At 35.8% G+C, this 12,314-nt stretch carries 10 protein-coding genes; 9 read left to right on the plus strand and 1 reads right to left on the minus strand.

Going from position 1 to position 12,314, the window contains the following annotated elements:
• The first annotated feature begins 147 nt into the window (after nucleotides 1-147).
• The 9 genes from H0184_RS14115 to H0184_RS14155 all read left to right on the plus strand — a co-directional run bounded on the left by H0184_RS14115 (nucleotide 148) and on the right by H0184_RS14155 (nucleotide 10,908).
• Nucleotides 148-789, plus strand: a complete 642-nt coding sequence (locus H0184_RS14115; RefSeq protein WP_221826327.1) for a YesL family protein — start codon at nucleotides 148-150, stop codon at nucleotides 787-789.
• 320 nt (nucleotides 790-1,109) lie between these two features.
• Nucleotides 1,110-2,258 carry a glycosyl hydrolase family 8 gene (locus H0184_RS14120; protein WP_221826329.1) on the plus strand — a complete coding sequence of 383 codons (1,149 nt, stop codon included), beginning with the start codon at nucleotides 1,110-1,112 and terminating at the stop codon, nucleotides 2,256-2,258.
• A gap of 154 nt (nucleotides 2,259-2,412) precedes the next feature.
• Nucleotides 2,413-3,987: a response regulator transcription factor gene (locus H0184_RS14125; protein ID WP_221826331.1), complete on the plus strand. Its 1,575-nt coding sequence runs from the start codon at nucleotides 2,413-2,415 to the stop codon at nucleotides 3,985-3,987.
• Between the two features lie 6 nt (nucleotides 3,988-3,993).
• A complete protein-coding gene (locus H0184_RS14130; protein WP_221826333.1) occupies nucleotides 3,994-5,793 on the plus strand; it encodes a sensor histidine kinase in 1,800 nt (599 codons plus the stop codon).
• 83 nt (nucleotides 5,794-5,876) lie between these two features.
• The gene (locus H0184_RS14135) at nucleotides 5,877-7,535 is read left to right on the plus strand and encodes an ABC transporter substrate-binding protein (protein WP_221826336.1); all 1,659 of its coding nucleotides are present in this window, start codon (nucleotides 5,877-5,879) and stop codon (nucleotides 7,533-7,535) included.
• Between the two features lie 287 nt (nucleotides 7,536-7,822).
• A complete protein-coding gene (locus H0184_RS14140; RefSeq protein ID WP_260631614.1) occupies nucleotides 7,823-8,686 on the plus strand; it encodes an ABC transporter permease in 864 nt (287 codons plus the stop codon).
• 11 nt (nucleotides 8,687-8,697) lie between these two features.
• Nucleotides 8,698-9,627: a carbohydrate ABC transporter permease gene (locus H0184_RS14145; protein ID WP_221826340.1), complete on the plus strand. Its 930-nt coding sequence runs from the start codon at nucleotides 8,698-8,700 to the stop codon at nucleotides 9,625-9,627.
• Between the two features lie 71 nt (nucleotides 9,628-9,698).
• The gene (locus tag H0184_RS14150; RefSeq protein WP_221826347.1) at nucleotides 9,699-10,157 is read left to right on the plus strand and encodes a VOC family protein; all 459 of its coding nucleotides are present in this window, start codon (nucleotides 9,699-9,701) and stop codon (nucleotides 10,155-10,157) included.
• A 55-nt stretch (nucleotides 10,158-10,212) separates the two neighbouring features.
• Entirely contained in the window at nucleotides 10,213-10,908 is a 696-nt protein-coding gene (locus H0184_RS14155; protein ID WP_221826353.1) for an SDR family oxidoreductase, read from the plus strand.
• Between the two features lie 86 nt (nucleotides 10,909-10,994).
• Here H0184_RS14155 and H0184_RS14160 read toward each other — a convergent pair whose 3' ends face one another.
• Nucleotides 10,995-12,194 (minus strand): nitrate/nitrite transporter, encoded by a 1,200-nt coding sequence (locus H0184_RS14160; RefSeq protein WP_221826355.1) that lies wholly within the window; start codon nucleotides 12,192-12,194, stop codon nucleotides 10,995-10,997.
• Nucleotides 12,195-12,314: the final 120 nt, after the last annotated feature.

The raw sequence follows: 12,314 nt of genomic DNA on the forward strand, positions 1-12,314 counted from the left end.
GCTTGGAACCCAAAACATTGAACCGTAAAAACTAAAGATGATACTTAAGAAAGTAAATATGATTTCTGAATATTTACTATATTGACGTATAAGCATTTATAATAGAAACTATTAATAAAAATACACACTAACGAGGTGTCAACAAAAATGCAGAACAATATGGCGTTCGGGAAGCTATATATTGGTTGTGAATGGATTATGAAATTAGCTTATATTAATCTTTTATGGATACTCTTCTCCATAGGAGGCCTCATTGTTTTTGGAGTTTTGCCTGCTACCGTTTCATTATTCTCCATTGTACGAAAATGGCTGGTTAATAAAGAAAGTGAACTGCCAATCTTTCAAACCTTTTTCCAAATCTACAAAAGTGAGTTTTTAAGAGTTAATAAGCTTGGTGTGATTTTAGTTATTTTTGGCCTGTTTTTGTATTATGATTTTAAATTTATTATGAATGCTGGGGGAATGCTCCAATATACATTAACAATTCCCTTACTACTCATCACTAGCTTTTATTTCATTACCCTCGTTTATCTATTTCCGGTTTACGTTCATTATGATCAGACGGTTTTTCAGTACGTGAAGAATTCCTTTATTATTGCGATTTTAAATATGGATATCACGATTCTCTTATTAATTTTGATAGCAATAATAGGTTATATTTTCTCAGCTATACCAGGGCTACTTCCGTTCTTTAGTTTGAGTTTAATAGGTGTTGTCATAATGTGGGGAGCAGCAATAAGTTTTCGTAGAGTAGAAAAGAAACAACAAAATCTTAGCTCTCAAAAGTAAGGTGTTCAAATGTTCATAATAGATAATTTTTTCTAAAAATCTTAGTTTGTCCGATAGACAAACTAAGTTACTGAAGCTATAATAATAGAAAAGAAGGGCACTTATATAAAAACATCTAAAAATATAATGGAATATCTGTAAGCGTTAACATGGTCTGTTAATATGTAAAAGTACTTATTAATAGATATTCACAAATAAAATGTGCTGGAAGTTTTGTCACTGCCAGCACATTTTATATATTAACGATTGTTATTAGTAACACCAACTTAATTCGGACTTGATGTCCGTTCAATCACTTCTAAATTAATTGGAGGGGTAATATGTCAAAGCAAGTGGAAATGAAAAATGGTTCTTTTTATACTGGGCAATATCGTAATCTATTTAAAGAAATTGGCAAAACAGACGATGAAATCGCAAAAAGAATTCAGCAAAATTGGAATGAGTTATTTAATGGGGATGAGGATACCAGAATCTACTATCCAGCAGGTGATGATATGGGATACATGCTCGATACTGGAAACCTAGATGTGCGGACTGAGGGCATGTCCTATGGAATGATGATGGCTGTGCAAATGGATAATAAAGATGTCTTTGACCGCTTGTGGAAATGGACGATGAAATACATGTATATGACAAGTGGGGAAAACGCTGGCTACTTTGCATGGTCTTGTGCCCAGGATGGTACAAAGAATTCTTTTGGTCCGGCACCGGATGGAGAAGAATTTTTTGCAATGGCTTTGTTTTTTGCATCGCATCGTTGGGGGGATGGTGCAGCCCCATTTAATTACAGTGAGCAGGCAAAAGATCTTCTTCGAACTTGTCTTCACAAAGGTGAAAATGGCATTGGATTTCCAATGTGGAATAAAGAACATAAATTAATCAAGTTTATACCAGATTGTGAGTTCTCTGACCCATCCTATCATTTGCCTCATTTCTATGAATTGTTTGCTTTGTGGGCATATGAAGAGGATCGTCAGTTCTGGAAGGAAGCAGCGTCAGCAAGCAGGGACTACTTAAAAATTTCTTGTCATCCTGAAACAGGTCTAGCTCCAGAATATGCTTATTATGATGGTACACCGAACAATGAAAAAGGTTATGGTCATTTCTTTAGTGATGCTTATCGAGTGGCAGCAAATATTGGTTTAGATTATGAATGGTTTAGAGGGGATGAGTGGGAAATAGGTGAGGCAAATAAACTTCAAGCCTTCTTCTCGGATAAGGACCCTGCCGATTATCGCCGCTACACGATTTCAGGTGAACCATTTGAGGAAAAATCCCTGCATCCTGTTGGGCTGCTTGCAACGAATGCTTTTGCCTCCCTTGCAGCCGATGGACAAGATCGGTTAAAGTGGGTTGAATTATTTTGGAATACACCAGTAAGAACAGGTGTTAGAAGGTATTACGATAACTGCTTATACTTTTTCAGCCTATTGGCATTAAGCGGCAATTATAAAATTTGGAAGCCATAAAAATGTAAACAAAGAGACCCCTCAAATTTTAGGATTGAGGGGTCTTCCAAAATATACAAAAATCAATTGATTTTTCCAAAAAAGAATGTAACCGCTTTATTGTAAATGGATTCTGTTCATTCCACTAGCGATTATAAAAAGGGGAGGATTGGAAATGTACAAAGTTATACTAGTTGATGACGAAATCTATGTTCGAAAAGGACTAAGAAGTTTAATTGATTGGCAAGAATGTGGATTTGAAGTTGTAGAAGAGGCTTCAAACGGTCAACAGGCCTTAACGGTTATACGTGATGTCAAGCCAGATTTGGTAGTAATAGATATTCGTATGCCAATTCTAGATGGACTTGGGCTGATAAAAATTGTATCACAAGAAGAAGAAATCCAACCCAAATTTATTATTATTAGTGGATATAGTGACTTTAAATATGCGCAAACGGCACTTAAGTATGGTGTACATGATTTTATACTCAAACCTATCGATAAAGATGAAATGGAGCAAACATTAACAGTACTCTCTAAATCATTAAATAAACAGAAAACGATTCAAGAAAAGAATAGAGAAATTAAATACAAGGAAATAATGCATAAGCTGATATTTGGTAAAGCAGATGAAAAGGAAGTTACTAATTATTTACCAACATTAGGAAATCCAAAGGAGTTTTACTACATTATTATTGAGGTAAATGGACTAATAAATAATACATATGAGAAAAACGTTGCTATATACAAAAATGTTGGCGAGAAAATAGCCAAAGTAATTCGTGATATTTGTGACCTGAAGGAAAAAGTTTGGGTACAAGATTTAGAGCAGGGAAGCTTTGGTGTTCTCATCACTGCCAATTACTTAAATAGATTTCAAATGAAAATCGGTAGATTTGTACATTGGGTAAAAGAAGAGCTATCCCATCAAATTTCGGAAGAGGTAACATTTTATGTTGGTTCTTCAGTCCCTGATCTTCGAATTTTAAAGGAATCCTATGAAACTGCTCAAAGAGGTTTACAATTCAAATACCTGCAAAAGGATGGGATAATTTTTAGTAGTGATATTAATGTGAAGTCACTCCATTATACAGAACTAGATGATTCGTTCTACCACTTGGTATTGGAGAAGATAGTAGAAGAATCATCAGATTCCATTAGGGATATTATCGATTCTATATTTGAAGAATTTCACAAGAAAAGTATGGCTAGGTCCGCGATTCTTTCGTCGATAAATCGAATTGTTCATTCTGTTTTAAAGTTTATCAAAAAATTGGAAGGGGACCCATCACAATTGGATTCTTTCCAAACAATGCTCAAGATTCAGGAGTTTAATGTCACGTTAGTTCAATTAAAAGAACTTCTCATTCATTTTATATTAGAGAGTAAAAAAGAAATTACTGAATTAAGAAGGTTTTCTACACAAAGTGAAGTTTATAAAATTAAACAATATATTGACTCAAATTACCATGAGAATATAAGTTTAAAATCGATTGCAGCAAAGTTTTATATGAATCCAGTTTATTTAGGTCAATTGTTTAAGAAAACATATGGAATCTATTTTAAGGATTATTTATTGCAAATTAGAATCACCGAAGCGAAAAGACTTCTTCGTCAATCAGAAAATAGAATCTATGAAATTGCAGAGTGTGTTGGTTTTAATAATACCGACTATTTTGTAACTATTTTTGGGAAGCTTGAAAACATTACACCATCTGAGTATCGGAATCATCTTAAAAGAAAAGTGTGATTATAAATGAGGCTGGATAAATTAAACTTTCATAACGTTAAATTAAGTAAAAAATTATTAATCATGTATTTTTTTGCTGTTTTCATTCCCATCGTTTTAACAAATATCATTTTTTATAATATGACGATTGAAAATGTAAAAAAACAGCAAATGCAAGATTCAAAGTTAGCCTTGCAGCAGATAACCAATAACTTTGGGAGAATTGTCGACGATGCGGTAGGAATATCTTCCTCTCTTTATACGAATAGCAATATTAATTCATTTCTTGAAAAGGATTTTAAAAGTGATATTGATTATATTGATGACTATAACATCTATATCAGAACGTTTAACCAATCAAGCCCCATCAACCCCTCCATTAATTCAATACGATTCTTTACAGAAAATCCAACAATGATTTACTCTGGAGGGGTTTATTTAATAACAAAGGAAATAGAACAATTGGAATGGTATAAACAGGTGTCTTTGGATAGAAATACAGGTCCGATTATCGTTCATTCTCCAGCTGGTGTTAATTTAAGAACATTTGCCGTCATCCGAAAGCTTGACTATTTTAATTTTAATAATATGGAAAAAATAGTAAGGATTGAAATCAATCCTGCAAACATTAAACAAATCTTTGAAAATGTAACATTTAAAGGAGATCTATACCTTCTTAATGATAAGGGCGAAATTGAATATTCCACAAAAAAGGGACTAAATTGGTTAGATAAACCTTTGAAATATAACCAAATAAGTTATCCAGACAGTACCGTTACAATTAATACAAATATAAAAGATCGTACATATTTAGATAACTGGAAGGTAGTTGGGGCTATTTCGGAAAAAACGATGCTTGAAACGGTCTATGATTCTGGACGTTTTATTATTCTCTTAGCATGTATCAATTTATTACTCCCTACTGTCATTATTATTATCATTGCACGCTCCTTCTTGATGAGACTGCACCGTGTCTTAAAGCATGTCAAAAGGATGAAAAATCAGGATTTTGAAATCATACATGGTCAGGAATTTAATGACGAAATTGGCCAGTTAACGATTGAATACAATCGGATGAGCAAAAAGATCAAAGATTTAATTCAAGATGTATTCTTGGCTAATATTCAAAAAAAGGACTTGGAAATTAAACGTAACCGTGCACAGCTTAGTGCACTGCAAAGTCAAATTAATCCCCATTTTTTATTTAATGCACTTGAGACGATAAGAATGAGGAGTGTCATTAAACAAGAAATGGAAACGGCTAAAATCATCCACAATATGGCGAAAATCTTTCGTAATTCACTGACATGGGGAAAAGATATGGTTACCGTACAAGCTGAGGTAAAACTTATTAATAGTTTTTTAGAAATACAGAAATACAGATTTGGTGACAAATTAGATTACAAGATTAACCTCGATGAAGCAGCTATGAATTGTATGATCCCTAATATGTCATTCTTACCATTTATTGAAAATGCAAGTATCCATGGCATTGAGCCATTAGCTGAAGATGGGAAAATAACGATAAATATTTCTCTTAATAATGGTTTGTTAACATGTATGGTTATGGACAATGGTGCCGGTATGTCTATTGATAAAAGAAATCAATTGTTGTCATCCTTAGAAAAAGAAGAAGATATAGGTGAAAATGTAGGTATTAAAAATGTCTTTTATCGATTGAAGCTATATTACGGCAATCAATTTGAGTTCGAACTTGAAAGTAAGGAGAATGAGGGGACAAGGATTACGATTAAAATTCCAGAAGAAGTAAAGGAAAAATACGAAAAAACAAAGGATAAGGAGAAAAAACTATACTTTATTAAATAATACCTATACTTTTTAAATGGTTTATGAAAACCCTTACAACGTATAATGAAGGTGCATTCAAACATATTAAGGGGGTTGAAAAAATGATTAAAAAGTCCTTATCCGTTCTTTTGATGGTGATGATGTTAATCGCCATCGTCGGCTGTACAAAAGACGATAGTACAAGCGGGAAATCATCGGATGGTGATTCCAAAGACAAGGTAACATTTACGTATTTTAATGCTGCTTCCCCAGGAAAAGACTTAAACACAAATGAAACAAAGATTGGGAAAATTTTTGAAGACCAAACAGGCGTGAATTTTAAAACTGAGTATTTAGTAGGTGACATCAATACAAAGATTGGAACGATGATTGCTAGTGGGAAGTATCCCGATGTTCTAGTTCCAGATATCGCGATTGATAAAGTATTAGACGCAGGTGCATTTATTGATTTGACTGAATTAATCGATGAGCATGCCCCTAATATTAAAAAGTTATATGGGCCATTCCTAAATCAAATGAAAGATAAGGACGGCAAAATTAACTTTATTCCATTTGCTGCAAAGCAAGGCTTTATTAAAGACCCTAATATTACACAAGGTGCATTCTGGATTCAGCGTGGAGTATTAAGAGAAGCTGGTTATCCTAAGATCAAGACACTTGATGAGTATTTAGCATTAATTGAAGACTATCAGAAAAAACATCCGGAAGTTAACGGAGCCTCTACTATTGGATTTACAGCTTTAACTTATGATTGGCGCTTCTTCGCACTTTCAAACGTCCCTAACCATCTAGCTGGCTACCCAAATGATGGTGAAGTTATTGTAGATATGAAGACACACAAAACCGACGTTTATGCAGATAACGATATTACAAAACGTTATTTTAAAGAGTTAAACGAGCTAAATAGTAAAGGCCTTTTTGATAAAGAAGCATTTGTAGCGAACTATGATGAATATCTTGCTAAATTAGCTTCTGGCCGCGTTTTAGGATTCTTTGATTACGGCTGGCAGGTTCAACAATCATTGGATAACCTAAAGGTCGCTGGAAATGATGATTTACGTTATATGCCGCTTCCAATCACATTTGATGGACAAAAAGATCAATATATTGATCCGCCTGCATTCATTAATAACCGTGGAGTAGGTATCACAGTCAGTGCTAAAGATCCTGTCCGTATTATTAAGTATTTTGACAATATGGTGAAAGAGGAAAATCAAAAGTTAATGTTCTGGGGTATCAAAGACGAAACGTATAGCGTGGATGACAAAGGCAGATTCTATCAAACTGAAGAGCAGTTTGCGAAAACTAGTGATGAAAAGTACCGTGATGAATCTGGATTAAACACTTTTGAGTATTACTGGCCAATGGGTGACATGCTTTATAGTGATGGAAATGCTTGGGTTCCAGGTAAGCAGCCGGAAGTTGCTCAAGTATCTTACACCGATGGTGATAAGGCTATTCTAAAGGCATACGATGCTGAAGTATTCTCTGATTTATTTGCAGATCCAGATGATCGTCCATGGTATCCAACATGGAGTGCTGTTATTGAACAGGGCTCAGATCCTCAAATCTTTGGACAAAGAAAGACAGACTTAACGAAAGAATTCTTCCCTAAATTAGTTCTAGCTAAGCCTGGTGACTTTGACAAGGTTTGGGACGAGTATATCAAAGAATTTAACAAACTTGATGCAAAGTCTTTAGAAGATTTAATGGATAAAGTAGTAGAAGACCGCATTAAGGCTGCTGAAGAAAATAAATAGTTTAATAGAATAAACAAACGAAGGCCGATATCGCCCAATTGGCTATATCGGCCTTCTGCTATTAATAATTTTCTGCATACTGAAGTCATAAGCCACTCCCTTTAAAAGGGTCATTAATAAGGGAGTAGCTTATGATTTTAGTATACATAGATTTACAAAAAGGAGGGGCAAGTATGGAGGTCGGAACTGGAGCGTCAAAGGAAGTAATAAAACCTACAGTAACTGTTTCTAAAAAGAGGAATAAAACATTCTTCGCTAAGTTGAAGTCACAAAAAGTACTTTTAGCCATGAGCCTTCCGTTCCTAGTCTGGTTATTTATCTTTAAATATGTTCCACTTTGGGGTTGGACGATTGCCTTTCAGGATTTCAAACCAGCTAGAAGCATAATGGATCAAGAATGGATTGGAATGGAGCATTTTAAGTTTTTATTCACGGACGAGAACTTTTGGCGGGTACTTAGAAATACAGTCGGTATGAGCTCTATTAACCTAGTTTTAGGTTTTGTTACAGCTATTGGTCTCGCCCTTCTTATTAATGAAATTAGGAATTTAAGATTTAAGAAGTCGGTACAAACAATTAGCTATCTGCCTCATTTTATTTCATGGGTTGTTGCAGCGAGTATTGTCTCTTACAGCCTCTCACTTGAGAACGGGATTATCAATATTGTTTTGGTGAATTTGGGTATTGTAGATGAACCAATACTATGGCTGGGAAAAGAAAAATGGTTTTGGGTAATCAACGGTTTAGCGGAGGTTTGGAAAAATGTCGGCTGGAATACGATTATTTATCTAGCGGCCATCACGATGATTGACCCTGAGCAATATGAAGCTGCCGATATTGATGGCGCATCAAGATTGCAAAGGATTAGACATATCACACTTCCATCTTTGAAACCTACGATTATCATTTTAATTATTATGAACTTGGGTTATGTATTAGAATCTGGCTTTGAAGCGCAGTACTTATTAGGAAATCCAATGAACCTATCCTACTCTGAAAACCTTGATATCTATGTATTAAAGTACGGTATGGCAATGGGGAACTTCTCGCTTGCCACCGCAGCAGGGATTTTTAAAACAGTTGTGAGTTTTATCTTCTTATTTTCAGCTAACCATATTGCCAAAAAGTTTGATCAGCCAAGGCTTTTCTAGGGAGGGATATTATGAATAAGAAACCGTTTTTTAAAGCAACTCGACATCATTCAGGGGTAGGCGATTATCTATTTGATATATTTAACTATTCATTTTTGACATTCCTTTGTATCGTCATGCTATATCCATTTCTTAATCAGTTGGCCGTATCATTAAACGAGGCAAGTGACTCCTTAAAAGGCGGTATTTACCTTTGGCCGAGAGAATTTACCTGGGCAAATTATAAACATGTTTTTGGTGAAGCGAGTATCGTAAATTCCTTCTTTATTTCAGTTTTAAGAACATTAATTGGTACACTAACATCCGTGTTGGGTACTGCCATGGTTGCTTACACCATTAGCAGGAAGGATTTCGTATTAAAGAAGTTTGTAACCATTGCCTTTGTATTAACCATGTATTTTAATGGAGGACTTATACCGAATTACTTACTAGTCAGGGAGTTAAATTTATTAGATAGTTTTTGGGTTTATATTATTCCTGGAATTATCGGAGTTTTTAACTTAATCGTTATTCGTTCCTTTATTGAAGGAATCCCAGATAGTTTGTTTGAATCTGCGAAGATAGATGGAGCAGGTGACTTTACTATATTTCTTAAAATTGTTCTTCCATTGTCCTTGCCAGTATTAGCTACAGTATCACTATTTGTGGCGGTATTTCAATGGAATTCCTGGTTTGATGTATTCCTGTACAATTCTTCCACTCCAAACTTAAGTACCCTGCAATATGAGTTGATGAAGATATTACAGAATTCTAATGCATCTATGTCTGGTAAAACAGCTGCGGATGCTTTTGCAAACGCAAATGCTAGTGCAAATATGGTTTCACCTACATCCATCAGGGCAACTATGACCATTGTCGCAAGTTTGCCGATTATTATGGTTTATCCATTCCTGCAAAAATATTTTGTGAAAGGTTTAACCCTTGGCGGAGTAAAAGGGTGATCAAAAACGGCTAAACAGAAAAATCCTATTTTGCCTATCGTGATTGTGAATAATTAGGGGGGACTCATCTAATGGATGAAAAAAACGCTTTAGGAACAAATGTGATTGCTCAAATAGGGATACTTGTGAATGATATTGAAACAACCAGCCAAGCTTATGCCGATTTCTTTTGTATAGATAAACCAGAATGGAGTCTAACTGATCAATTGGAAAGAGCACAAACTGAGTTTGAAGGTAATCCAACAGAGGCGCGGGCAAAACTAGCATTTTTTGATATGGGCTCTCTTCAATTAGAATTAATTGAACCGGATCATTACCCAAGTACATGGAGAAAGCATCTTGATGAGCATGGCGAAGGTCCTCACCATATTGCTTTTTTCGTCAAAGGAATGAATGAAAAAATGGAGCTGATGGGAAGAAATCAAATGCCATTGCTGCAAAAGGGTGAGTACACCGGTGGAAGGTACGCATACATTGACACATTCAAAGACCTTAAAATAATATTGGAACTATTGGAAAACGATAGCTAAAAGGAAGTTTAAAATAGTTTAACGTGTTAGTTCAATATAAAGGTGGAATAAAAGGATGCGGATTTTGATCACGGGAGCAAATAGAGGCCTAGGTTTAGCTTTATCACAGGTTGGGGCAGAAAGAGGCCATCATATTCTAGCTGGAGTACGAGGCCTCGAGAAGAGTAAAGAAATTTTAACACAATCGGAAATTAATAAATCAATTACACTGCTGCCTTTAGATGTTATAAAGGAAGAATCAGTCTCTTTGGCCGCTAGGTCAGTAAAGGAAAACTTTGGGACGATTGATGCCATCATTAATAATGCAGGGATATTATTAGAACGTGATAAACAGATTGAGGATTTGGATATTGACCAAGTAAAAGTATCATTCGATGTGAATCTTTTTGGCCCTATGAGGGTAGTAAAACATTTCCTTCCTCTTTTACTGATGGGTGACAAATCATCAATCATTAATATTTCTTCTGAAGCAGGAAGTATTACCAATGCTTATGACGGCGACTATGCCTATGCAGCTTCAAAAACAGCATTGAACATGTTCTCACAGCAATTAAGTCAATATGTAAAAGGTAATAATGTTAATGTTTACTCCATTCATCCGGGGTGGATCAAGACCGATATGGGCGGAGACCGTGCACCAGGTGACCCGATTGATACTGCCAATGGAATATTCGATATAATAGAAAGAAAACAAGTGATTGAAAGTAAAAATGTTTTTATCTCCTATAATGGGCAGCCTATGCCGTTATAAATTTATGAAAAAAAAAGATCCCCCAATTTTGGTAAATGAATTAACTTAACCAAATGGGGGATTTTCTGTGCTTAAAAACAAAGAAATTAAATGGACGCACGATTTGACTCCATGGTTTTCCTCCATGATAATTGTGCGATTACTAAGACAAAAAGGGCACATAATCCTACCCCGGCCAAAATGTAAAATCCGGTAGCATATGTTCCTGTCATTTGTTTAAGTGACCCTAGGATGTTAGGAACAAAGAATCCTCCCACGCCGCCAGCAGCTCCTACAATTCCTGTTATCACACCAATTTCCTCTTGGAATCGCTGAGGAACCAATTGGAATACCGCTCCATTTCCCATTCCAAGACAAAGCATTCCAAGAAACAATACTACAACCGCAATCGGGAGGGCTGGGAGCAGGCTTATGCTGAACATGGTGATTCCGACTCCAATAAATAAGAAAGTTAACAATCGGACCCCGCCGATTTTATCTGCAATGTATCCGCCGACTGGTCGGAAAAAACTTCCAGCTGCGACACATAAGGTAACGAAATCGCCAGCACGCACCTTTGTTAACTGATATTGATCTACAAAAAAGATGCTTAAAAAGCTGGATAGTCCGACAAAGCCACCAAAGGTAACACTATACAGAAGGCAGAAATATAAGGTGTCTTTTTGTTTAAAAACCTGAAGGTATTCTTTGAGCGGTTTTGCTTTCGGCTGTGATGGGGCATCTTTGGCTATTACAACATATAAAACCATAACAATGAGAAGAGGAATAAGAGCAAGCCCCATTACATTATGCCAGCCTATAGTTTCAGCCAAACGTGGTCCGAATAAAGTAGCCAATAGCGTCCCGCTGTTGCCCGCACCTGCAATACCCATGGCCAATCCCTGTAAATGCGGCGGGTACCACCGGCTCGCCATTGGTATGGCCGCTGCAAAACTTGCTCCTGCTACTCCAAGAAGAATTCCAATCAGGAAAAGTTCAGTAAGTGTTTGACCGAATAACCATCCCCATAGGAGTGGAATGATTGTCACAGTCATCCCACTGATAGCTGTTTTTTTAGGACCCATTCGATCTGTTAAGAAACCAAGAATCAGACGAAAAAAAGATCCGCTTAAGATGGGAACAGCAACGATTAAACCTCTCTCTGAAGGAGAAAGATTGAAATCGTTTGTGATATAAACCCCCAATGCCCCCAATATAACCCAAATCATAAAACTGATATCAAAGTAAAGAAATGAGGCGACCAATGATGGTGCATGGCCCGCTTTTTTCAAATCTGCTAGTTTCATCCTGTCTACTCCTCTCAAGTAATCTTGTTTTATCTATCAGAAGCTACCACCCGATATTTTTCGTTCCTTTCGAAAATAAGACTTTAACTAATAAAAAGATGAATGAAACCAATCCAATAT

The organism is Neobacillus niacini, assembly GCF_019749295.1.
Lineage (GTDB): Bacteria > Bacillota > Bacilli > Bacillales > Cytobacillaceae > Neobacillus > Neobacillus niacini_D.